At 70.5% G+C, this 23,302-nt stretch carries 22 protein-coding genes and 1 tRNA gene; 7 read left to right on the plus strand and 16 right to left on the minus strand.

Features of this window, described 5'->3' with window-relative positions:
• Positions 1-38 precede the first annotated feature (38 nt).
• The 3 genes from LV75_RS20410 to LV75_RS20420 form a co-directional block, all read right to left on the minus strand.
• Entirely contained in the window at positions 39-1,007 is a 969-nt protein-coding gene (locus tag LV75_RS20410; protein WP_253888569.1) for a polysaccharide deacetylase family protein, read from the minus strand.
• Between the two features lie 335 nt (positions 1,008-1,342).
• The gene (locus tag LV75_RS20415) at positions 1,343-2,098 is read right to left on the minus strand and encodes a class F sortase (RefSeq protein ID WP_253888570.1); all 756 of its coding nucleotides are present in this window, start codon (positions 2,096-2,098) and stop codon (positions 1,343-1,345) included.
• A 6-nt stretch (positions 2,099-2,104) separates the two neighbouring features.
• A complete protein-coding gene (locus LV75_RS20420; RefSeq protein WP_253888571.1) occupies positions 2,105-3,577 on the minus strand; it encodes a SpaA isopeptide-forming pilin-related protein in 1,473 nt (490 codons plus the stop codon).
• Between the two features lie 409 nt (positions 3,578-3,986).
• On the opposite strand from LV75_RS20420, the gene LV75_RS20425 reads away from it, so the two are divergent.
• The gene (locus tag LV75_RS20425; protein WP_253888572.1) at positions 3,987-4,808 is read left to right on the plus strand and encodes a Bax inhibitor-1/YccA family protein; all 822 of its coding nucleotides are present in this window, start codon (positions 3,987-3,989) and stop codon (positions 4,806-4,808) included.
• A 75-nt stretch (positions 4,809-4,883) separates the two neighbouring features.
• Positions 4,884-5,270, plus strand: coding sequence for a hypothetical protein (locus tag LV75_RS20430; RefSeq protein WP_253888573.1), 387 nt, complete (start codon positions 4,884-4,886; stop codon positions 5,268-5,270).
• A 23-nt stretch (positions 5,271-5,293) separates the two neighbouring features.
• Here LV75_RS20430 and LV75_RS20435 read toward each other — a convergent pair whose 3' ends face one another.
• The 10 genes from LV75_RS20435 to LV75_RS20480 all read right to left on the minus strand — a co-directional run bounded on the left by LV75_RS20435 (position 5,294) and on the right by LV75_RS20480 (position 13,875).
• A complete protein-coding gene (locus LV75_RS20435) occupies positions 5,294-7,015 on the minus strand; it encodes an SDR family oxidoreductase (RefSeq protein WP_253888575.1) in 1,722 nt (573 codons plus the stop codon).
• A 49-nt stretch (positions 7,016-7,064) separates the two neighbouring features.
• Positions 7,065-7,814 carry a MerR family transcriptional regulator gene (locus LV75_RS20440; protein WP_253888577.1) on the minus strand — a complete coding sequence of 250 codons (750 nt, stop codon included), beginning with the start codon at positions 7,812-7,814 and terminating at the stop codon, positions 7,065-7,067.
• 245 nt (positions 7,815-8,059) lie between these two features.
• Positions 8,060-8,133 (minus strand) — tRNA-Leu (locus LV75_RS20445).
• A 90-nt stretch (positions 8,134-8,223) separates the two neighbouring features.
• Complete coding sequence (locus tag LV75_RS20450) at positions 8,224-9,549, minus strand: NAD(P)/FAD-dependent oxidoreductase (RefSeq protein ID WP_253888578.1); 1,326 nt, start codon at positions 9,547-9,549, stop codon at positions 8,224-8,226.
• Positions 9,550-9,651: 102 nt separating this feature from the next.
• Positions 9,652-10,161, minus strand: coding sequence for a hypothetical protein (locus tag LV75_RS20455; RefSeq protein WP_253888580.1), 510 nt, complete (start codon positions 10,159-10,161; stop codon positions 9,652-9,654).
• A complete protein-coding gene (locus tag LV75_RS20460) occupies positions 10,158-11,483 on the minus strand; it encodes a DUF58 domain-containing protein (protein ID WP_253888581.1) in 1,326 nt (441 codons plus the stop codon). The genes LV75_RS20455 and LV75_RS20460 overlap by 4 nt, the downstream gene beginning before the upstream one ends.
• Complete coding sequence (locus LV75_RS20465) at positions 11,480-12,424, minus strand: AAA family ATPase (protein WP_253888583.1); 945 nt, start codon at positions 12,422-12,424, stop codon at positions 11,480-11,482. The genes LV75_RS20460 and LV75_RS20465 overlap by 4 nt, the downstream gene beginning before the upstream one ends.
• 79 nt (positions 12,425-12,503) lie before the next feature.
• Positions 12,504-12,989, minus strand: a complete 486-nt coding sequence (locus tag LV75_RS20470; RefSeq protein ID WP_253888584.1) for a hypothetical protein — start codon at positions 12,987-12,989, stop codon at positions 12,504-12,506.
• Positions 12,986-13,660, minus strand: coding sequence for a DUF4129 domain-containing protein (locus LV75_RS20475; protein WP_253888586.1), 675 nt, complete (start codon positions 13,658-13,660; stop codon positions 12,986-12,988). Before LV75_RS20475 ends, LV75_RS20470 begins: the two co-directional genes overlap by 4 nt.
• Before the next feature lie 41 nt (positions 13,661-13,701).
• Entirely contained in the window at positions 13,702-13,875 is a 174-nt protein-coding gene (locus LV75_RS20480; protein WP_253888587.1) for a DUF397 domain-containing protein, read from the minus strand.
• 376 nt (positions 13,876-14,251) lie between these two features.
• On the opposite strand from LV75_RS20480, the gene LV75_RS20485 reads away from it, so the two are divergent.
• Complete coding sequence (locus LV75_RS20485) at positions 14,252-15,097, plus strand: helix-turn-helix domain-containing protein (RefSeq protein WP_253888588.1); 846 nt, start codon at positions 14,252-14,254, stop codon at positions 15,095-15,097.
• A gap of 56 nt (positions 15,098-15,153) precedes the next feature.
• On the opposite strand, the gene LV75_RS20490 is transcribed toward LV75_RS20485, so the two are convergent.
• The gene (locus tag LV75_RS20490) at positions 15,154-15,348 is read right to left on the minus strand and encodes a hypothetical protein (protein WP_253888589.1); all 195 of its coding nucleotides are present in this window, start codon (positions 15,346-15,348) and stop codon (positions 15,154-15,156) included.
• Between the two features lie 119 nt (positions 15,349-15,467).
• Entirely contained in the window at positions 15,468-16,169 is a 702-nt protein-coding gene (locus tag LV75_RS20495; protein ID WP_253888590.1) for a uracil-DNA glycosylase, read from the minus strand.
• Positions 16,170-16,228: 59 nt separating this feature from the next.
• Between LV75_RS20495 and LV75_RS20500 the strand changes: the two genes are divergently transcribed.
• From LV75_RS20500 to LV75_RS20515, 4 genes are all read left to right on the plus strand, one after another.
• Positions 16,229-17,698, plus strand: a complete 1,470-nt coding sequence (locus tag LV75_RS20500; RefSeq protein WP_253888591.1) for a S10 family peptidase — start codon at positions 16,229-16,231, stop codon at positions 17,696-17,698.
• 103 nt (positions 17,699-17,801) lie between these two features.
• Positions 17,802-18,977 (plus strand): helix-turn-helix domain-containing protein, encoded by a 1,176-nt coding sequence (locus LV75_RS20505; protein ID WP_253888592.1) that lies wholly within the window; start codon positions 17,802-17,804, stop codon positions 18,975-18,977.
• Between the two features lie 137 nt (positions 18,978-19,114).
• Complete coding sequence (locus LV75_RS20510; protein ID WP_204450346.1) at positions 19,115-19,330, plus strand: hypothetical protein; 216 nt, start codon at positions 19,115-19,117, stop codon at positions 19,328-19,330.
• A 117-nt stretch (positions 19,331-19,447) separates the two neighbouring features.
• Complete coding sequence (locus LV75_RS20515) at positions 19,448-20,380, plus strand: hypothetical protein (protein ID WP_253888593.1); 933 nt, start codon at positions 19,448-19,450, stop codon at positions 20,378-20,380.
• Between the two features lie 1,177 nt (positions 20,381-21,557).
• Here the strand turns inward: LV75_RS20515 and LV75_RS20520 are convergent.
• On the minus strand, positions 21,558-23,288 hold the full coding sequence (locus LV75_RS20520) for a S8 family serine peptidase (protein ID WP_253888595.1): 1,731 nt from the start codon (positions 23,286-23,288) through the stop codon (positions 21,558-21,560).
• Between the last annotated feature and the right edge of the window lie 14 nt (positions 23,289-23,302).

Consider the following 23,302-nt stretch of genomic DNA (forward strand, 5'->3'; position numbering starts at 1 on the left):
TATCATTATCCAACGCAAGCAGGACCACCCGAATGTGATCAGCTCGGTTGGGCGATCTGCGCGTTGGGCATTTTCCGCCACGCGTCGAGCACCGCGGGATCCTGCAGGGCCAACCATTCGACGACCTCGGAGTAGGAGGCGCACACCGTCTCCGGCTTCGCGCACACCGATCCCATGAACTTCTCGGTCGCGGCGAGGAACGCGCCGCCGGACCAGTTGTTGAAGTGGTTTCCCACCACCACCGGCGCCCGGTTGCCGTCGAACGCGGCCTGGTAGGCGCGTTCATAGGTGTCGAGCACGACGCCGGTGAACTCGGCCGCCCTGGCGGGCTCGTCCTTCGCTTTGTTGAGCAGGTACCAGAAGTTGTAGTCCATCATGATTGTCTTCTTGTACCGCAGTCCTGGCACCCGTACCGAGGGCATGGCAAATTCCCACACCCCGCCTTGCATCGTGGGCCAAGCGAGTCCGTCGGAAACCTGACTCGAGTCGTACGTCATACCGCGATTGGCCAGCACCGGCATCAGCACGTCGAACCGGCCCTCCAGGCACGGCGTGCGGCCGCCCTTGACGGTCTTCGGGTCCAGCCGCAGCCCCTGCGCTCGACCCCGGTCCACGAAGGCGAAGAACTGGTCCAGCTCGGAGTTCCACTGCGCGGCGTCCCAGCGGCCCACGCTGGGTTCGGCGCCCTGGCAGAAGTGGCCGTTGTAGTGGGTGCCGATCTCGTTGCCCTGCTCGAGCGCGGTGTTGAGGTCGCCGATGAGCAGGCGCACGTCATCGGCGCTGCCGCCGAACCCGATGGACGCGCGGCCGGGTTTGTGGCCGGGTCCGGTATAGGCGGTCTTCTGGTCGTCGGTGAGCATGTAGATACCGGACAGGAATCCGGAGAAATGCGCGTTCACGCTCCGCGCCAGGGGTAAGAAGCGCTGCCAGTGCTCGTGCGACCCGGCGCCGTCGAAAGAGAACAGCACGAACTGCGGCGGTTTCTCCCCCGGGTTCAGCTTCCGCATCCAGGCGGGTGGTCCGGCTGAGGCTTGCGGACTGGGCGACTGCTGCAGAACGCGACCGTGCTGTTCCGGACGAACCGTCCCTATCGCGACAAGGACCACAAAGGCCAGAACCAGCGCGACCCCGACAACCACTATCCCCCAACGCCTCCTGGCCACCATTCGCGTCCCCTCCCCTGTCGCCGCTCGGTGCTCCCGTTCGGATAGACGCCTGTCCGGTGAGGTCGTTGCCAACGGTAATTCGACGTCCCCCAATTGAGACGAACCGACACGAGCCAGTGACCCTGGATCGTGTCGGCTGTGTGAGTCTCTGTCAGCTCGGGTCGGTCCGGAGACCGCTAGACCGGGACCGCGATGACCACCCGGTTCGACTCGTAGCCCTCCGGGCCGCCGACCCACTGGCCGCCGCAGGTCACCAGCACGACCCGGTGCGGGCCGCGCTGGCCGAAGAACTCCTCGGCCCTGGCGGGCAGGTCGTGCTTGCTGACCGTCTCCACCTGGCTCACCCGGTAGCGCCACTGGGTGCCCCGGTCGTCGACCACGGAGACGAGGTCGCCGACCCGCGAGCTCCACAGCTCGGCGAACGGCCCGGTCTTGCCCTTCCAGTTCACGTGCCCGGCGAACACCGAGGCGCCCGCCGCGGCGTCCAGGCCCGCGCCCCACCAGGTCGCCTCCCGGACCCCGCTGGGCACCGGCAACGTGGCGTCGGGGCCCAGTTCCTTGCGGACCAGCGTCGCCGTGCCGCCCTTGGCGAGCCGCAGGGTGCCCGGCCGCTGCCCGGTCTCGGGCGAGCTCGGCGGCTGGGGTGCGGGCTTGGTGGTCGGGGCGGGCGGTGGTTGCGACGGCGGCGGGGGCGCACTCGTCGTCGGCTCGGCGGTCTTCGGCTTGATCTGCGTGCGCATCCCGGCGAGCGCGGCGTCGCTGTCGGCGGCCGCCCGCTCCACCGCGACGCGTTGCAGGCCGCCGTCACTGGGCAGCGGCAGACCACCGACGTAGGTGGGTGTGGTGAAGGTCAGCCCGCAGACGAGGACCACGAGCAGGCCCGCCCCGCCCGCGGCGGCGGGCGGGGCGAACGGTGAGCTACGGCGAGCCATGCCCGGTCAGTGCCCCCAGTCCTTGCGCATCCGGCGGCTGACCACCACGGGTCCGCGGCCGCGGCGCACCAGCGCGGTGCCCGCACCGGCGGCGAACAGCAGCAGCGCGCTGAGCGCGACGAGCAGGCCCACCGACGGTCCGCCGTCGTCGAGCACGGCAGCGGCCGCGGCTGGGGTGTCACCGGCGGGGATCGTCTTGGGCACGGTCGGCACGTTGGGCTTGTTGGCCAGCTTCAGCTCGAGCGTCTTGCCCGCGTCGACCTTCCCGCAGGCCGATGGTGGGTTGGCCGCGTCGAAGGACTGCTCGTAGCCCGGTGGTGCGGCGGTCTCGGTCACGCAGATCTCCTGCGGGGTGCGCAGGTTCGGCACGGTGGCCGTGCCGTCTGCGCCGGTCACCACGACCAGCGGCTTGCCATCGGTCCCGACGAGCGGCTTGCCGTCCTGGTCGACGGCGGGAGTCGTCTTGTCGGCGCCGGTGACCCGCAGCGACACCGAGGCGATGCCCTTGCCGGTCTTCTCGTCGACCTTGGCGACCGCGACCGAGCCGGGCGCGGTGACCGCGGTGGTGTCGGCGGCGGCCTTGATCTCCTTCTCACCGCCGGTGGACACCACGCTCTGCGTGCCGTCCTTCACCGCGTGCTGCACGACGGGCTGGTCGGCCGGGCCGAGCAGCGAGATCGACACCGACGGCTTGGGCCCGGTCGGCACGACCTCCAGCGCGATCCCGCCGCCGTTGTCCTTGGTGGTCGCGGTCAGCTCGGTCTTGCCGCCCGAGGTGGCGTCGACCAGCGTTACCTTGACCGGGACCTTGCCGACGCCGCTGCCGCCCTTGCCCAGCACCTCGATGTTCCAGGTGTCCGGGGTGCCGATGACCTGCGGTTTGGTCGGCTTGGTCAGCGTCGTGGTCCACGGGCCGTGGTTGGCGGTCGCGTCGGCCTTGAGCCTGTTGACCGCAGTGAGCACGTTGGCGTCCTTCGCCCGCAGCGCCTCCTCGTGGTAGGCGATGTTGTAGGCGATGGTGCGGTAGCCGTTGGTCGCCGGGTCCAAGTCGGCCGGGGTGCGCGGCGCGGCAGTCCACTGGTGCAGCAGGTGCGCGAGCGCGGCCGCCTCGGTGGCGTCCTTGGTGTCGGCGTAGCGCAGCAGCAGGTAGGAGATGTCGGCTGCTTGGACCGGGTCGAGGTCGGCGCCGTATTTGGTCTTAAGCACGTCGCCGGACTTGTAGACCTCGTTGGTGTCAGGCTCCTTGAAAGCGAACTTGACGCACCAAACCTGCTTGCCGTTGACGATGTAGGACCCGAGCCAGTCCTCGACCACCTCCTGAGAGGCGCCCTTGTAGGGCTGGGGTGCCACCCCGATGCCGAGGCCCTTCTTGTACTCGGCCGCGGCGGGCGCGGCCCCTGTGACGAGTAAGGCAGCCGACAGGGTGGCCACCGTGGCCAACGCCGAGGTCAACCGGACACCGAATGTGGATCGCCGCATTGTTCGGTCGGCTCCTTGCCGCGCCGGGGCAGCGCACGGCCGTCGGCGCTTGAAGTGCGTGGAACTCCTGGCGGTGCGGCCGCCATGGGGAACGGGTGGGGACCGGGGGGCGCACCTCGTGCGAGCCTGCTAGGTGGGAACGGGCAACGGCAATCCGCCAACGGGTGGAGATGATCATGGTTACCGAGCGGCGTTCCCCCAGGTCGGGAAAGGGGCCAAGCGGGGAGCGGGGTACCGAACGGCGTAGGGTCCGACCTGGTCGGTCACCCTCGGTGTGACGTGCGGGAATCGGTGGTGCCCACCCGGCGTTGCGCCGAATGTGGGTAAAGTGGGTTTTACCCAGCGGGAACCGGTCGGCCGGGTCGATCGTTGACCGTCAGCAGGCGCCATCCAGGCCCAGGAGGATCAGGTGCGTTCTACCAGCAACCCCGCGTTCCGAAACCTACCCCAAGGCGGGTACGGCGGCGGGTACGCGGGCTTCCAGCCCCAGGCCCAGGGCTACCAGGACCAGGGCAACCCGCCCGGGTACGGCGGCTACAACGCCCCGCCCGCGACCAACGACCGCCCGATGACCGTGGACGACGTGGTCACCAAGACCGCGGCCACCCTCGGCGTCGCGCTGGTGGTCGGCATCATCACCGCCGTGCTGGTGCTCGGCCGCACGATCAGCCCGTACCCGCCGATGATCATCGGTCTGATCGCGGGCCTCGTGCTCTCCCTCGTGGTGATCTTCAAGCGCACCCCGAACCCGGCGCTGGTGCTGGCCTACTCGGCGGCCGAGGGTCTGTTCCTCGGCGCGATCACCGGCATCTTCGAGTCGTTCGCGCCCGGCATCGCGTTCCAGGCCATCCTGGGCACCGCGCTGGTGTTCATCACGATGCTGGTGGTCTACAAGACCGGCGCGGTCAAGGTCACCCCGAAGCTGACCAAGTGGATCATCGGTGCCACCGCGGGCGCCGCGGGCCTGATGCTGGTCAACCTCCTGCTGTCGATGTTCGGCGTGAACCTGGGCATCCGCGACGCCGGTCCGCTCGGCATCGGCATCAGCCTGCTGTTCATCGGCATCGCCGCGTTCAACTTCCTGCTCGACTTCGACATGGCCGACCAGATGATCCGGTCCGGCACCCCGTCGAAGTTCGCCTGGTACGTGGCCTTCGGCCTGATGACCACCCTGGTCTGGCTGTACCTGGAGATCCTGCGCCTGCTGTACATGCTGCAGAGCAGCGACTGATCACCCGATCACCACGCGAAGGGCGCCCAACCGGCCGGTTGGGCGCCCTTCGCCGTTAGCCCTAGAGTCGATCTCGTGCGCGCACTGATCTCGTGGCTGCTGTGCCTGGCCGGGGTTGCCGTGGTCGGCTTCGGGGCGTTCCGGCCGTGGTACGAGGACCGCGCGGGCAACACCCTCCCGTTGTCGGACCTGTTCAGCGGGGTCACCAGGGAGAGCGCGTCCGCCATCGGGTCGTTGACGCTGCCGCTGGCGATCGGGGTGCTGCTCGCGGTGGTGGGCATGGTCCGCGCCAAGGGGATCCTGCAACTGGGCGGGGTCATCCTGGCGGCGACGATGGTCGTGTGGGTACTCCAGGCGCGCGAGATCCTCGACTGGGACGAGTTGCACCTGGGGGCGTGGAACACGTTGTTCGGCAGCCTCCTGGTACTCGCGGCTGGCTTACTGCGACCCGGCAGGCTCTAAGCGCTGCCTGGCAATGACCGCACCTAGAAGATCCGGGCCAGGCGGCGCATCAAGCCGGGCGCGAAGCGGGATCCGAAGCGGGCGAGCTTGGCCTCCGGGGTGACCGGGAGGACCGGGATCCGCCGCCGCACGGCCCGCAGGACCTCCTCGGCGACCCGGTCCGGGGTGAACCCGCGACGGGCGTAAGCCTTGCTCGCGCGGTGGCGCAACCGTTGCTGCTCAACGTCATCAGCACCTGCGAAGGTGGTCGTGTTGGTGATGTCGGTGGCCACGATCCCCGGGCAGATCGCGCTGATCCCGATGCCGTGGCCCGCGAACTCGGCGCGCAAGCAGTCCGACAGCGCCAGGACGGCCGCTTTGCTTGCGGCGTAAGCGGAAAGCGACCGGCTCGGGGTGTACGCGGCCGCTGAGGCCACATTGACGATGTACCCGCCCTCGCCCGCGTCGGCCATCAGCGCGCCGAACTCGCGGCAGCCGTTGACGACTCCGAGCAGGTTGATGTCGGTGACCCGGCGCCAATCCCGGTCCGTGGTGGCCAGGAACGGCCCGGCCATCCCGATCCCGGCGTTGTTGACCACGACGTCCGGCACGCCGTGTTCGGCGGCGACGTCGTGCGCGAAGCGGCTCATGGCCTCGGCGTCGGACACATCGACCTGGTAGGCGTAGCCCGCCGGACCGATCTCGGCGGCGGTGCGCCGAGCGGACTCGATGTCGACGTCGGCGACGACGACTTCCGCACCCGTCGCGGCGAAAGCGAGTGCGGTGGCCCTGCCGATTCCCTTGCCAGCACCGGTGATGACGACGAGCTGGTTGGTGAACGGCACGCCCGCCCGGCCGCGCTGCAGGCCGCGGGTCATCGGGGCACCGCTGGTGTGGTCGACGAACTCGTCGACCACGCGGGCCACCACCGCCGGGTGCGACAGCGGGACCCAGTGCCCCGCGGCGACGCGCCGCCGCCACAGCCGCGGGATCCAGTGCTCCAGGTCCTCGGCGAGCTCGGGGGTGACGAACCGGTCCTTGGTGGGGATGACCACCTGCACCGGGATCTCGACCGGGCTCGGCTCGGGGTGGCGGGTCAGCATGTTCGCGCGGTAGAGCCGCACCCCGCGCGCCGCGTCGGCCCCGATCGTCGGCGCCGGGGTGGCCTCGATGCCCTCGACGAGGCGCAGCAGGTGGCGCCAGCGCGGGCCGAGGACGGTGCGCCAGGCGAGGCCGGGCAGGACCGGGATGTGGAACGCCGCGATGTACCAGGAGTGGTTGAGCTGGGTGACGACCTTGATGAGGTTCGCCGGGGTCGGGTGGCTGAGCCTGCGCCGCACCCACTGGCCGACGTGGTCGAGGTGCGGGCCGGAGATCGAGGTGAAGGACGCGATCCGGCTCTTGGCGCGCGGGGCGGTCACCGCGGCCCAGGCCTGGATGGAGCCCCAGTCGTGCGCGACCAGGTGCACCGGCCGGTTCGGGCTGACCGCGTCGGCGACGGCGAACAGGTCCTCGGCGAGCAGCTCGGTGCGGTACGCGGCGGTCTTGCGCGGCGCGCTCGAGGCCCCCGCGCCGCGCACGTCGTAGCGGACCACGTGGTGGTCGCCGACCAGCCGCTCGGCCACGCCGTCCCAGAGCCGGTGCGTGTCGGGGAAGCCGTGCACGAGCAGGACGGTGGGGTCGGCGGGGTCGCCCTCGCTGAAGACCGCGAGCTCGACGTCGCCGCTGGTCACGACGCTGCGGCGCGGGGGTGGTGCACTGGCCACGGCGACTCCCTCGGTTATTCGACAATGGCGAACGTTACAATCGCCATTGTCACTCTGCAAGGTCCCTGGCCCGCTCGGCCAGGGCGATCAACCGGTCCCCCATGACCTCCGGGATGACCCGGCGGGCCGACCGGTCCACCGCCGCGCTGACCGCGGACATGACCAGCGGGTGCAGCCGCGAGATGACGTCGGCGAAGCGCGGCAGCTCGTCGCCGCTGGGCAGCCAGTCGGGCCCCTTGGGGTCGAGCACGTACTCGCGCACCAGCCCGATGAGCAGCGCGGTGACCCGGTCGGTCTCCCGCTGCAGCTCCGCGGCCAGCTTGAGCGCCTCACCGAGCGGGACATCGAGCTTGACCAGCTCGTGACCCGCCTCCAGCAGCTTCAGGCTGGGCGCGATCAACTGGGCACCGCGCCTGCGCAGGATGCCGAGCTCGAGGGCGGTGCGCAGGTTCGCGGGGGTGACCTGCGCGCCGAACATCCGCACCAGCTCGGCCATGGGCACGACCGTCGGCTGCTCGTGCGACCAGGCCGCCCCGGTCGCCTCCTCCAACCCGAGCACGTCCGCGAGGCTGTGCCCCGCCTGCCAGGCGTCGAGCATCTCCTTGATCTGGGCGAACGCGTAGCCGCGGTCGAGCATGCTGAGGATCAACCGCAACCGCGCCAGGTGCGCGTCGGAGTACACCGCGCTGCGCCCGCGCCGCACCGGCGCGGGCAACAGCTCCCGGTCCTGGTACACCCGCACGTTGCGCACCGACGTCCCCGCCACCCGCGCCAGGTCATCGATCCGGTACTCGGCCACCGGTCGAGCTTAGCCGCACGCCGGGATGCTCCACTGTGGACAACCTGGGCGCCCCGGGCGAAAAGAGCCAACAATTCAGCGCGACCGGCGCGCGGACGCGCGTGCTCGGTGCGCGGACAGCGGTCCGGCCCGCCCGGAGTGGACGGACGTCACACCTCGGCGCGCGGTGGTGATTCACCGCCGCGACAGTGGACCAGTGGACGATCGCCAAGAGACGTCCCTAGCGGACTGCTGTCCTGCTTTTGTGCCCCCGACCGGATTCGAACCGGCACTCGACCCCTTTTAAGGGGGCTGCCTCTGCCTGTTGGGCTACGGGGGCAGCGGCAGCCTAAGGCGCGACAGGCGGCCTCGGGACGGGTTTGTGACAACTCCGGCCGGGTGGCCCAACCAAGGCTGGGCCGTTTGCCGGTCAGCCCTTGGAAACCCTGGCGAACTCCGCCTTGGGGTCGTTGATCTGGCCCATCGAGATCACTTCGCGCCGGAACAGGCCGCCAGTTAACCAGTCCAGCGTGATGCGGACCTTGCGGTTGAAGGTCGGCATCGCCTTGACGTGGTAGGCGCGGTGCATGGCCCAGGCGAGGAAGCCCTTCGCCTTGATGTTGAAGACATCGCCGACGCCCTTGTGCAGGCCGAGGCTGGCGACCGAGCCGATGTTCTTGTGGAAGTAGTCCTTGGGCTCGTCGCCGCGCAGCGCGGTGACGATGTTCTTCGCCAGCAGCCGGGCCTGGCGCACCGCGTTCTGGGCGTTGGGCGCGCAGATCGCGGTCGGGTCCTCCTGGGTGCGCGACAAGTCGGGCACCGCGGCGCAGTCACCGGCGGTCCACGCGTCGGCCAGGCCCTCGACGCGCATCGCGGCGGTGGCGCGCAGGCGGCCCTGCTTGGTCAGCGGCAGGTCCGAGGCGGCGAGCACCGGGTTGGACTTGACCCCGGCGGTCCACACGATGGTGTCGCTGTCGAACTCGGTGCCGTCGGAGAGCACGACGTGGCCGCCCTCGAACGACTTCGCCAGCGTCGACAGGTAGACCTCGATGCCGCGCTTCTCCAGCTGCATCACGGTGTACACGCCCAGGCTCTCGCGGACCTCGGGCAGCACCCGGCCCGCCGCCTCGACGAGCACGAAGCGCAGGTCCTCCGGCTTGATGTTCTTGTAGTACTGGGTGGCGAAGCGGGCCATGTCCTCCAGCTCGCCCAGCGCCTCGATGCCCGCGAACCCGCCGCCGACGAAGGTGAAGGTGAGCTGCCGCTTGCGCAGCTCGGGGTCCAGCGTGCTGTCGGCCTCGTCCAGCTTGGTCATCACGTGGTTGCGCAGGTAGATCGCCTCGCCGATGGTCTTGAAGGCGATGCCGTTCTCGACCAGGCCGGGGATGGGCAGCAGCCGGGCGACCGAACCGAGGGCGACGACGAGCACGTCGTAGCCCAGCTCCTCGGTGTGGCCGTCGGGCGCCTCGATGGTGACGACCTTGCGGGCGTGCTCGATGGCGGTGGTCCGCGCGGTGATCACGTGGCAGCGCTTGAGGGCGCGGCGCAGCGGCACCACCACGTGCCGGGGCTCGATCGCGCCCGCGGCCGCCTCGGGCAGGAACGGCTGGTAGGTCATGTGCGGCTGCGGGTCGACGACGGTCACCGAGGCCTCGCCGGAGCGCAGCTTGCGCTGCAGGCCGAGCGCGGTGTACAGCCCCACGTAGCCGCCACCGAGGATCAGGATCCGGGTGGGCTCCGACTTTCCATGCGCCATGCGTTCATGGTGGCACTGGTGCGGGGTGCCCGCGCGCCGCCCCTGTGTTGGTGTGACCCCGGTCGCTGGGGGATTTCCGCAGGTGTGACGCCCATCGCGGGCCTAGCGGCGGCGCTGGCGAGCGACGATCACGAGCAGTGCGAGACCGGCGATCGACAGTAACGCGATCAACTCCACCGGTTCGGGTGTACGCGTGATCGGCACCACGGCGGCCACCGCGGCGAACCCGAGCGCGACGGCCTGCACAGCGGCGGCGCGGCGCAGGGTCGGGCGCACGGCAGCGGGGTCGAACCGGGCACCCCCGGGCAGCAGGCCCGCCAGCGCGCAGGCCAGGTGCAGGGCGTGGACCAGCGGGATCAGCACCAGCACGGCCGGGCGCAGCGGGTCGCCGCCGTCGAGGGTGAGCAGCAGCGCGGCGGTGCAGATGAGCACGAGCGGCGCGGGTGAGGCGGGCAGCAGGACCGCCGCGAGGGACAGCAGAGCGGCAACCGCGAGCATGACGGTGGACACACCGCTGAGCGCGAGGTCGAGCACGATGCCCGCGCAGGCGCCCCCGGCCGCGCCGCGCAACCACCAGGCGGACCGGCCGCGACCGACTTCCAGCGCGCTCACGACCGCACCCGCCGCAGCGCCGAGGCGACCGCGTCCGCGCTGTCGACGACCGCGACCCCGTTGGCGCGCAAGGCGTTGCGCCTGGCCCGGTGCTCGCCAGCGACGACGAGCCGGACCACCTCGCCCCACGGCGTCGAGGGGTCGGCGAGCAGCGGCGCGGGCAGGGTGTCGACGGCGATGACCAGGTGGCGGCGGGCGGTCGCGGTCGCGGCGGTCACGGTGGCGTCGTCGAGGAACGGGGAGAGGAACACGACCACGGCGCCGCGCGGGATCTGCTTGGGCAGCAGGACCGGGCGGGTGGCCCAGCCCGCGGTGCGGGTGCAGGCGACGAGCTGGTGGCGGACGCGGACGAGCTGCCGGTGGCCGACCCCGGGTGGCACGGACAGCTGCGGGCGGCCCAGGTCGACCAACCCGACCCGGTCGCCCTGGCGCAGGTAGCCCGCGGCGAGCGAGGCGGCGGAGCGGACCGCGCGGTCGAGGCTGCCGCCGGGGCGGACCGCGACGCCTGCCGCCGCAGTGGACCACTCGCCCAGGTCGGCGCCGACGTCGACCAGGGAATCCAGCACCAGCACCAGGTCGGCGTCGACCTCGGCGTGCCGTTCGCGCACGTGCGGGACGGCGAGGGGCTCACCGGTGGCCGCGCCCGCGCGCAGGGTCACCCGCCAGTCGATGCGGCGCAGCCGGTCGCCCGGCTGGAACGGCCGCACGGCGCGGAGTTCGACGCCGTCGCCCGGGCGCCGGGCGCGGTGCGCGCCGACCAGGCCGGACGCCCGGGGCGGCAGCGGGCCGGGGGCGAGCGGGGTGATCGGGGGCAGCACGGTCCGGCGGCTCTCGGCGCCCACGACCGGGCCGTTGATCAGCAGCGCGTCCCGGCTCGCGGCGAGGTGGTCGGGCCGCAGGTCGACGCCCTCGCCCCAGGCGTTCCAGCGCAGCGCGGCCCGGATCGTGGTGGCGCTGCCGGGCAGCAGGTGGACGGGCCCGATGGCCGTGTGGTCCGGCGAGGGCAGCCGGATGGCGAGGTACTCGACGCCGGGGCCCGCGGCGACGGTGATGGCCGCTTTGGTCCGGTCACCCGATTCGACCGCCGCGGGCAGCCTTTCGAGCTTCGGCGCGGGGACCGGCCCGGTGGGGACGGCGAGCGCGGCGATCGTGCCGAGCAGCAGCGGCGCGCCGATGAGCACGAGGTCGATCCGGTGCGCCACAACGCCGACGCCGACCAACCCGAGCCCGCCGATGGCACCGCGGAACAGCGCGTCGGTCCCCCGCCACCCGGAGCGGCCCGCCGTTCGCCGCGCGGTCGCCCACCTTTGGACCCGGTTCACGCGCGGGCGCCCGCCGGACCGGGCACCGAACCCAGCAGCTCGGTGACCACCTCGACGCCGGTCGCACCGGAACTCCAGGTCTCGGGCCGCAGGGTGAGCCGGTGGGCCAGCGCGGGCACAGCGCACTCCTTGACGTCCTCGGGGAGCACGAAGTCCCGGCCGTCGAGAACCGCGAGCGCCCTGGCGACGAGGAGGAGGGCTTGCGAGCCGCGCGGGGAGGCGCCGACCTCGACGCTGGGGTGCTCGCGCGTGGCGCGGGCGAGGTCGACGCAGTAGCGCAGGATGTCCGGGTCGACGTCCACCTGTTCCACGGCGGCTTGGAGCACGGCCAGGTCATCGACAACGGCGTCGACGGCGGCCTCCTCCTTGCGCCGCTCCAGCCTGCGGCGCAAGACCTCGACCTCGTCGTCGGCGGGCGGGTAGCCGATGTCGACGCGCAGCAGGAACCGGTCGAGCTGGGCCTCGGGCAGCGGGTACGTGCCTTCGTATTCGATGGGGTTGGCGGTGGCGAGGACGTGGAACGGGCGCGGCAGCGGGAAAGTGCGGCCCTCGACGGTGACCTGCCGCTCCTGCATGGCCTCCAGCAAAGCGGACTGGGTCTTGGGCGGCGTGCGGTTGATCTCGTCGGCGAGCAGCAGGCCGGTGAAGACGGGACCGGGCCGGAAGGTGAACTCGCGCTCGGTCGGGTCGAACACGAAGGACCCGGTGACGTCGGCGGGCTGCAGGTCGGGGGTGCACTGCAGGCGCGCGAACCGCAGCCCGATGGCACCGGCGAGGCTGCGCGCGAGCAGGGTTTTGCCAAGGCCGGGCACGTCTTCGAGCAACACGTGCCCACCGGCCAGCACCGCGGCGAGGGTCAGGTGCAGGGCCCGATCACGACCGACGACAACCGCACCGACCGCGTCGGTGATCGCCTTGGCGGATTCGCGGACGATCAACATTCCTCCACAGTGGACAACGCACCAGCGGACTCGTGGTCGCTGGTGGCGGATTCGGGAAACCCCGCCGATCCCCGGGCGATCAACGTTGCCCCGGCGCAGGCGCATCAGCGGACTCGTGGTCGCCGATGACGGGTTCGAGCAGCTCGGCCAACCGCGCCGGTGGGGGCAGTTGCGCGGTCGGCGAGGTGATGAGGCGGTACAGCTCCTGGCCGATGCGCTCGCGCACCCCCGGCGAGTCCACATCGGACACTTCGAGGGTGCGGGCGATGGTGGCGCGCAGGCGGGGCTGGATGCGGGTGTGGAACCGCTGCCGGTCGTGCTCGGCCTCGGCCAGGCGCGCGGCCAGGGTCGCCGCTTGGGGTTGGGTGCCGGAGCCGATCTCGTCCGGGAGGGCGGACCACACCGGTTCCAGGGGACCTGCCAGGAGTACGCCGAGACCGGTGACCACGCCCGCGGGTACGGCGAGGGCGATGGCCCAGAACACCGGGATGCCGCCCCGCCACACCGCCGCGACGAAGACGACGATGCCCGCGGCGATGCCCAGTGCGACGCTCTTGGTGGTCATGTCGCGACCAGGGAGCGCTCGATGCGGGAGAGCGCGTCGGCGGCGGCCTCGATGTCGACCGGGGTGATCACGGCGGTGGGGCTGAACCGGGCCCGGTGGTAGGCGCCGCGCAGGGTGGCGAGGGCGCCGGGGTCCGCGGCGTGGGCGCCGAGGACGTGTTCGGTGAACTCGGTCGGGGTCTCGTGAGCGGCGCGCGGGGTGCCCAGTGCCGCGGCGGCGGCCTCCAGGGTCAACCAGGCGGCGACCACGGCGTCGGTGGGGTTGCCCGCGGCGTTGGCGGTGAGGGTGCGGCGAGCGGTGCGGGCGGCGGCGAGCAAGTGCGGCACGGCGGCCGCGCCCTCGGCGTCACCTGGCGCCCCGGCCCAGTCGAGCTCCGGGAGCACGGGGCGGGTGCGGCGGCGGGTCAAGCCCGCGAGCAGGCCGACGAGGCCGATGAGCAGCATGACGGCGATGACCAGCAGCAGCACGCCGGTGGAGATGCCGGTGATGAAGTCGAGCACCCGGTCCGGCGGCTCCGGGGCCGACCCGGTCGGCGGGGGCGGCGGCGGGGTGGGCTCCACCGTCGCGGCGCTCCCCTGGCCCGCCGGGATCGCCGAGCCGCCACGAGCGGCGACGACCGCGAGCAGCAGCAGCGCGGTCGCGACCAGCGGCAGGACCAGGCGCGGGGACATGGCCGCCAGCTTGCCCGACCGATGCCCCCGGGTACCAGTGCTTACCCGCGCACGAAGGCGAGCAGCCTGCGCACGGTGCGCCGCGAGATGTCCAATTTTCGGCCCGGATTCTTCGAATCTCGGACGGAATTCCCACCGGACCACCTGGCGAGTTCGACGCAATTATTGCTTTCGCTGTAGGAACTCTTTCGCCACTCCAGCAGCACGACGGTCATCAAAGCCCCTCCGAGTTCGGCTCCCCCATGCGGGGGCGCAATACCCGGGCATTATTCCGCGATTGTCGGCAACCCGTGAATCCGCTGGCCGGGTAGCACCACTGCACCGAACGCAGGGCACGCGAGCTGTTTCACCACTGACCGAATCTTCTACCGAGAGTAGTCGCGGCTCGCGTCAAGGTGATACCGACGGGGTGGTCAAACTTGTCGTTGCGGGGTTAACGAAGGGGCAGCGAAACCGGGGTGACCCGTGCTACCTTGCCAAACGCCCCCAGACGCGCAGCGCGGTGGCGGACAGCCAAGTGGCACTCTGCCGGGTGGCACTCGCTCTATAGTATGACACCCCGTAGCCGAACGTCCCCCTCGGAGTCGCACGATGCCAAGACAACGGGACCCCCGCTTCTCCAAGCGCCAGCTCGGCCGACTCCTGCGGACATTCCGCGAGCAGGCGGGCAAGACCCAGCCCGAGGTCGCGGCCACCATGGACTGGTCGGTGTCGAAACTGATTCGCATAGAGAAGGCGGCGGTCGGGGTCTCCACCACCGATCTGCGCGCGCTGCTGGCCGAGTACGGCATGAACGACCAGGAGGTGATCGCGGACCTGGTCGAGGTGGCCAAGGAGAGCCGCGAGCAGCCCTGGTACGCCCGCTACGACGCGGTCACCAGCGAGCCGTTCCGCCGCCTGCTGGCCTACGAGGGCTCCACGGCCGCGATCCACCAGTACCACCCGGTGCTGGTCCCCGGGCACCTGCAGACCGCCGACTACGCCAGGGCCGTGCTGGGCACCTACTACTCCGGTGTGGAGCTCGACCTCGCCGTGGAGTGCAGGCTGCAGCGGCAGTACCGGTTCGAGAGCGACCGGCCCAAGCTGGTCGCGTTGGTCGACGAGGCCGCCGTGCGCCGCGGCATCGGCGGACCCGATGTGCTGCGCGGACAACTGCGGGCGCTGCTGGCGCGGTCGGCCGAGGACTGCACCACGATCCGGGTCGTGCCCTTCGGCGCGGGCGCCCATCCCGGGATCGGTGGCGCTTTCATGTTGCTCGAACTGGACGATGAGATCGGGGACACCGTCCTGTTCGAGGAGGCCGCAGGTAAGGACTACCTGGCGACCGGGGACAACGATGTGGTTACCGCCGCCTGGGAGAGGTTCCTGGCGATCGAGCAGTTAGCCCTGTCCGAGACCGACACGGCCGCCCTGCTGCGGCAACTTGTCGAAAGCTGACAGTCCCAACGCGACGCCGGTGGCGGCCCACATGGGACCGCCACCGACACTTAGCGTCACCGGCGTCGAATAGCCGTTCCCATTTTCCCGGAATGCGGATCGGGAACGACCACGACCTCGAGCGCCACACCGGGCAACGGCCGAACGCTGACCCTGATCTCCCGCACCGGTTTCGCCAGCAGCCACCGGAGCAACAGGAAAACAAACCCCCAGGACACGCACACGCCGAGCAGAACGATGAGCGCTGTCACTTGTGGTTCCCTCACCAAACCCGCCTGGGCCAATTCGCCCCCCAGCGCGGCGGTAGCGCCTGCCCCCGAGCATAGCGATGGCTGTCAACGCCGCTGTTCGGACTAGAACACCCGGCCGCTCAGAGGATTCCGGCAGTTCGGCCCGCGGCTCGCAGGACGTCCTCGACCATGGCCGGGGTGAGCCTGCCGGTGAAGGTGTTCTGCTGGCTCACGTGGTAGCAGCCGAAGACCGTCAGCGGCGGTCCCCCGTCGACGGCGGCGAGTTCGTGCGCCACGCCGTGGCCGAAGCGCGGGCGCGGGACCGGCACCGCCCACGCGGCGCCCAGAACGGGCAGCAGCGCCTGCCAGCCGAAGGCACCCAATACGACAACAGAGCGCAGGGTCGGGCGCAGCAGGGCCAGTTCCCGCTCCAGCCACGGCCTGCAGTTGTCGCGCTCGGCCGGTGTCGGCTTGTTGGCGGGCGGCGCGCACTTCACCGGCGCGGTGATCCGGACCCCGAACAGCTCAAGACCGTCACCGGTGTGGGTGGCGGTCGGCCGCGACGCGAGACCGACCGCGTGCAGGGCGGCGTAGAGGACGTCACCGGAGCGGTCACCGGTGAACATCCGGCCGGTGCGGTTGGCGCCGTGCGCGGCGGGGGCGAGGCCGACGACGCCGACCGCGGCGTCCGCCGGGCCGAAGCCGGGTACCGGGCGGCCCCAGTAGTCCTGGTCGCGAAAGGAAGCGCGTTTGGTCCTGGCGACCTCCTCGCGCCAGGCGACCAGGCGGGGGCAGGCGCGGCAGTCGACGACGCGGCGGTCCAACTCGGCGAGAGTGGTCACGATCGGCAATCACACCACGTCACCCACGGTGCGGCGCGAGCGCCACTAGGGTCGTCGGCATGGCATCCACCGACTCCGACAACGAGCCAAAGCCCGCGGTCGAGCCCACTGACGACCTGGTGAGCACCGCGCACTCGCTCACCGTGCGGCGCCGCAAGCTCAACTACACCGCGACCACCGGCCGGGTGGTCCTGCGCAAGGAGGTGACCACCGAGGGCAAGTTCGAGGGGCACCAGCCCAAGGCCGAGGTCTTCCTCACCGCCTACACCCTCGACGGGGCGGACCCGGCGCGCAGGCCGGTCACCTTCGCGTTCAACGGCGGCCCCGGCTCGGCCAGCGTCTGGCTGCACCTGGGCCTGTTCGGCCCACGACGGGTGGTCACCGGGGACGTCGGCGACCTGGCCGCGCCGCCCTACGGTTTGGTCGACAACACCGAGACGCTGCTTGCGCACAGCGACCTGGTCTTCATCGATCCCGTGTCCACCGGCTACTCGCGGGCGGTCAAGGGCGAGAAGGCGGGCGATTACCACGGTTTCCAGGCCGACCTGGAGTCGGTCGGCGAGCTCATCCGGCTGTGGACCACCCGCAACGGGCGGTGGATCTCGCCGAAGTTCCTGGCCGGGGAGTCCTACGGCACCACCCGCGCCGCCGGGCTGGCGCACCACCTGCAGACCAGGCACGGGATGTACCTCAACGGGCTCGTGCTGATCTCCTCGGTGCTCGACTTCGCCACTATGGACTTCACCGCGGGCAACGACGCCCCGTACGCGCTGTTCCTGCCGACCTACGCCGCGATCGCGCACTACCACGGCCTGCACGGCGACCGGCCGCTGCGCGAGGTGCTCGACGAGGCCGAGGCCTTCGCCACCAGGGACTACCCGTACGCGCTCGCCCAGGGCTCCCGTCTGTCCACAGAGGAGCGAACGGCCGCGGTGCGCACCCTGGCCGGGCTGACCGGGCTCACCGAGGACTACGTCGAGCGGGTCAACCTGCGGGTGGAGCACGTTCGCTTCTTCACCGAGCTTTTGCGCCACCGCAAACAAACCGTCGGGCGGCTGGACGGGCGGTTCACCGGCTGGGAGGCCGACTACGGTCGTGAACGGTTCAGCGACGACCCGACCGCCTCGGCCATCATGGGGGCCTACACGGCTGGTATAAACCACTACCTGCACACGGAACTGGCCTACCCCAACGACTTGCCCTACGAGGTGCTCAGCCTCGAGGTGAATCGATCCTGGTCGTTCAAAGAATTCGAGAACGCGCACGTCACGGTGGCCGACAAGCTCGCGGCGGCCATGCGGGCCAACCCCCACCTGCGGGTCCATGTCGCATCCGGGTACACCGACGGGGCGACCCCGTACTTCGCCACCGAGCACTCGTTGGCGCAGTTGAACATTCCAGCTTCGTTGCGGGCGAACATCGAGGTTTCCTACTACGAGGCCGGGCACATGATGTACGTGCACGAACCGTCCCGGTTGCGCCAGTCGAAGGACATCGCGGCCTTCATCGGCAAAACCGTTAGCGGATAAGCGGTTACCACGCGGACCCCGACGCCGTACGCTGGGCGGTGCCCCCGGTCGGGTCGACCGGGGGCGGTCTCAGCTGAGCTTCCCTTCGACGAAGGGGTCAAGCGTGAGCGATATCGGGCGACGCCTGCGGCAGATCCGCAACGCGCGGGGCAAGTCGCTGGCGGTCGTTGCCGGGTTGGCAGGCATCTCGCCGTCCTACCTGAGCAGGCTGGAGTCCGGTCACCGGGCGCTCGACCGGCGCTCGCTGATCATGGCGCTGGCCAGGGCGTTGGACGTGGCGCCGACGGAGATAACCAACGTCGCGCTCGCCGCGCCGGGCGAGGCGGAGGAGGACCGGTCGCTCGGCGCGGTCCGGCTCGCCCTGTTCGCAGCGGCGATGCACACCTGGCGCGGGCGGGTCTGCGAGGTCGAGGAGCTGCGGAACCGATCCGACGACCTGCTCGTGCGCCAGCGCGATTGCGATTACGCCACCGTCGGCGCGCTCTTACCCGACCTGATCGACGACCTGCACGCCACGCTGGCCGCGGGCCGCGCCGAGCGCGACGTGCTCCGCATGCTGGTCGTCACCCACGTGCAGGGCACCCAGGCGTGGTTGGGCGACATCGGGGCCAGCCAGGACCTCGGCTGGCAAGCCGCGACGCTGGCCGCCGACGCCGCGCAGCGCCTCGACGAGCCGGTGTCGCTGGCGGTCAGCGGGTTCGGCACCGCGTTCGGGTTGATCGGCGCGGGCGGGTTCGACCTGGCCGAGCGGGTCGTGGTCGACACCGACCCGGGCACCAGCGGCAACACCGAGCTGCAGATGTCGGGCATGCTGACCCTCACCCGCTCGCTGGTGGCCGCGGCCAAGGGCGAGCAGGGCGAGCGGGTCTCCGCGCTCGACCACGCCGAGGACCTGGCCAGGCACGCGGGCGAGGGCAACGCGCTCGGCTTCGGCTTCGGCCCCTCGAACGTGGGGGTGTGGCGGATGTCGGTGGCGCTGGAGGCGGGCGAGCACACCGAGGCGGCGCGGATCGCGAGCACCGTCGACCCGAACGTGCTGCCCTCGGCGACCAGGAAGTCGGCCTATTGGCGCGAATACGGCCGCGCGCTGGCCCGCATGCCCAACCGCCGCGACGAGGCGGTGCTCATGCTGCGCAGGGCCGAGCGGATCTCCCCGGCGCGGGTGCACCGGCACCCATTCATGCACTCCGTACTATCTGAGCTGCTGGCGCGCGCCCGCGACGACGCCATCGGTCGGGAATTGCGGGGTTTGGCTTACCGCGCGGGTTTGCTGTCCTGATCGCCACCCTGCGCCGAATGGGCGACCTTGCCACAGTGGCAATCCCCGTTGTCGCCACGGACCTTAGCGTGGAACGCGGTGGAGGAGGTGATGGGCGTGGTCGGGGAGATCGGGTCCGCAGCACAGGGCAGCACGGTGTGACGGCGACCCCGGAGCAGGTCGACACAGCACGGGCGATCGTCCTGCTCGCCGCCAAACTGGACACGCTGCCCGCGCGGTTGCGTGACTACGCCTCCGGTCTGATCATCGGCTGGGCCTCTCCCGAACAAGCCGATGCCCTGGCCGACGCCCTCGAGGAAACAGCACGACAGATCCGCCTCAACCGACCGAGGTTCGTGCTGACCATGGAGTAGCACCCGCTCCACCGCAGGGCAGCGGGCCTCGCCGGGACAGCCCCCGGCGGGGTCCGCTGTCATCCACTGTGGATGGTCCATGTGGACATCGGCGCGCCCCGCTGGGAGCATCGACCCATGGGCGAACGCGCGCACTACGCCACCGTCGACGACGACGGCTGGCGGTTGCGCTACTCGCACTGGGGCGCGCGCACCCTGGACACCGACATCCTGGCTGGCCCCACCGCGGCCCTGCGCTTCGTCCACGCGCAACAACCCGACGACCACTGGCTCGACGACACCTGGTGCGAAGCCGCCGTGCTGATCGACACGACCCGCCGGGTGCTGCTGTTCTTCAGCATCCACCTGGCCGATGTCGCCCACCGGGAGGCGCTGCTCGCCGTCCTCGCGGTCACCTGGCGGGGCTGGGAGGTCCACTGGGCCTACGACGGCATCGCCGACCTCGCCGCCCACGTCGGCCTGGACCGCTCGACCGTGCGCACCACCCGCGTCCCCGACGAGGTCCCCGGCGTCCCGGCCGACCAGGCCGACACCCTGGTCACCCTGCACACCCCCGAAGGCCCCCGCGCCTACACCGTCTGGGACGAAGGCCCCACCGTCGCCGCCCTCGGCCCGTCCCTCCTGCGGCGGTTGCCCGAATCCGGTCGGATCCACCAGTGCGACACCCTGGTCCCCGCGGGCCTGCACATCGACGTGCCCTCCCGCGAGGTCGGCCTGTGGACCTCCCGCACAATCCACTACACGGCCGAGGAACTGGCGTCGCTGTGGCCGGGCTGGACCTTCACCTTCTGGGCGGACCGCCACCGAGAACAGGCAACCCGCTGCCAAGCGCTGTTCCCCTTGCCCGAACCAGACTTCCACCGGGGCCTAGACACCGTCACCGCCACAATCGGCCGCTCCCCCACAACCGTCGACCTACAGGCCCTAGCCGCCCGCCTCGGCGGCACCCCCACCCCCTACTCTGACTTCCACACCCAGATCCACCCCACCACCGCAGAACAAGCCACCCTGGCCGCGGCGATCGCCCAACTCCGCTCCGCTCGTGGGTGAACGGCGCAGTACGTGATCCGCGAGGACAGCCACCACGAGCTGTTCTGCTCGCACTGGAACAGGCCCGACGCTGCCTGCCACTGCGCATGCCGGAACAGACAGCCTTGATTGCCGTTATCAACAGACTCCGCGCTCGCTGACCTGAGTGGACTTTGTGGACAGACACCACCCAGGCCAACCACTGAACACTCCGAAGCTGCGGTGCCAACCCGCCCCCCGTCAGGTCCGCCCCAACCCACCTGCTCAACCTTGGACACTCGGAACGGCCGGTGCCATCTCAGCCCGCTCTCGGTTGCCCTGCCAACCCAGCCCCTGGACAGTCGGACCCTGCGGTGTCAACTGGCCTTCCGTCAGGTCCGCCTCAGCCCACCTGCTCAGCGCCTGGACAGTCGGAGTCGCTGGTGCCAACTGCTCGATGGGGTGGACCTGTTTTGTGTGGGGGACGACACCCGTAGCGTTTCCGCGCGGCAGGGCCAGTCTTTTCGGCCCCTGCTTTGCGGTTCTGCCACGGGTGTCGTAGGGGCCCCGCGCAAAACAGGTCCACCCCATCGAGCAAAGCTCGAAAATCGCGGATCGGGCGCCGAGTTCGCCGCTAGGCGACGAGGCCGTCCACCGGAGCCGAAGGCGGAGGCCCGAATCCCTTGCCCCGCATCCCCAACCACGGCCTACGTCAAGATCAACCTGATCAAAAGCCCCCAAATACACAGCTTAGCGCGCAGCACCAACAAACCGGGAGCGGCGAACGGAGCCTGTGGACAACCGCAGCCATTGTGGACAACCAAGCAACTCGTCACGGCAACAAGCGACCCAACCGCCCCACATCCAAGATCAACTGAACCAAGAGCCCCCGATATACAGCCTACCGAGAGAGACCGACACAACGGCAGCAGCAAGCAGCAGCCTGTGGACAGCAGAACGCGTTGTGGACAACCCGAACCTGCGGACAACCAGAGCCTGCGGATACCCAAGGCGTTGTGGACAACCACAGGCGTTGTAGGCACCAGAGCGCCTGCCGACAACCACAGGCGTTGCAGACAACCACAGAAGTTGTGGGCAACCAGAGCGCCTGCGAACAACCACAGGCGTTGTAGACAACCACGGGCGCGAAGACAACCTGACCAAGGACAGCAAAAGGGCCCCTCAGCGAACCGAGGGGCCCTTCGCGTCAAACCACGTGCTACTTCAAGAACTTCCGCCCGTTGGTCACAGCGTTCCAGGCGTCGACCGATCCGTGGCCGTAGAAGCTGTTGAACGACGGGGTGCCGGTGCAGGTCGCGTTGAACTCCGCCGGGCGTCCGATCGGGGTGTAGTCGACCGTGCGCGGGGTGGGGCAGGCGATCTCGGCGGCGGTGCCCTCCAGGACCCGCTTGACCTTGTCCGGGGACAGCGACACGCCGTTGCGGGTGTAGTCGCCGTACTGGGAGACGATCAGGGCGGCCACACCCGAGGCGTGCGGTGAGGCCATCGAGGTGCCCTGCAGGTACTGGTAGTAGCCGCACGTGCCGTTGGGCTTGCAGGCCTTCTGGACGCCGAGGGCCTCACCGTCGGGGGTGATGTTCCCGGCCTCGTCGATGGCCCCTTCGGTCAGGGCGACGTTGCGGGGGTAGGACGAGAGGATGAGGTTCTCGTTGGTGCGGTACCAGTCCGTGCCCAGGCCGTCCCGGAAGTAGCCGCCCGGGGCCGACACCGAGATGCGCTCGGTGCCGTAGTTGGAGTAGTCGGCCTTCGCCTGCGAGGGGCCGTACGCGCTGACGCCGATCGCGTGCGGGCCCTCGATGGGCAGGGAGAAGCAGGTGGCGTTGTCGATGGTGCGCGGGTAGGCCGTGCCTGCCGGGTAGTCGGGGCTGCTGGAGTCGGGCAACGGGTTGCCCAGGTCCATGTGCCCGTTGCCCAGCGACACGATCTGGCTGACGCCCTTGCGGTGGGCGTACTCCATCGCCCGGTTGATCGAGCGGACGATCAACCGCTGCTCCGCGCGCTGCTGCGGGCTGTCCGCGGCGTTGTTGGCGCAGTTGTACAGCCACGGGTCCACGTAGAACGACATGTTCACCACGTCGAGGCCCGCGTCACCCGCGTAGGTCATGGCGTCGACGACCGGCTGCAGGAAGAAGAAGCCGGAGTCCTGGCCACCGCGGATGTTGACGATGGACACGTTCGGCGCGACACCGGAGATGCCGAAGCCGTCCGCAGCCGCGGCGATGGTGCCCGCGACGTGCGTGCCGTGGCCGCCGTTGTCGACGTCCGCCGGGTCGACGCAGCCCCGGTACTCGCAGGGGCCGTCGACGACCTCGCCGTTCTCGTCGAACGGGATGTCGCGGGTGAAGTTGCGCGACAGGGCCCGGTCGAAGTTGGGCGCGATGTCCGGGTGCGAGGCGTCGACGCCGGTGTCGAGGACACCGACCTTGACCCGCTTGTCCCCGGCCTGCTTGGTGCGGGCCAGGTCCGAGCGCACCGCGGTCAGCCCCCACGCCAGCGAGTCGAGCGGGTCGAGACCCGCCGTCGACGCCTTCGGGGACTTCTTCTTGCCCGCCTTGGCCGAACGGCCCTCCTGCTCGACCGCCTTGCTCTTGGCCACCTTGTCCCCGCGCGGCGACTGGCCGATGGACTTCGACCTGGCGGCCGTGTCCACCGACTTGTTGCCAGCGAGGCGGGCGGTGAACCCGTTCTCGGGGGCGGTGGCGGTGATCAGACCAGCCGCCTTGTTGCTGGTCACGACCGTGCCACCGGCCGCGCGGACAGCGGCCTCGGCCGACTCGACGGACGAGCCGTCAGCGGCGAGGACGTTGAACTCGACGGTCTTGCCGGACAACGCGGGTTGGGCGTTGGCCGCGGTTGGCGCGACCAGCCCGGCGAGCGACACCACCAGCGGTACCGCGAGCGCGGCACCGACCAGTTTGCGACGATTCACGCGAACTCCTCCTC

The sequence above is a fragment of the Actinokineospora diospyrosa genome, assembly GCF_024171925.1.
Classification (GTDB): domain Bacteria; phylum Actinomycetota; class Actinomycetes; order Mycobacteriales; family Pseudonocardiaceae; genus Actinokineospora; species Actinokineospora diospyrosa.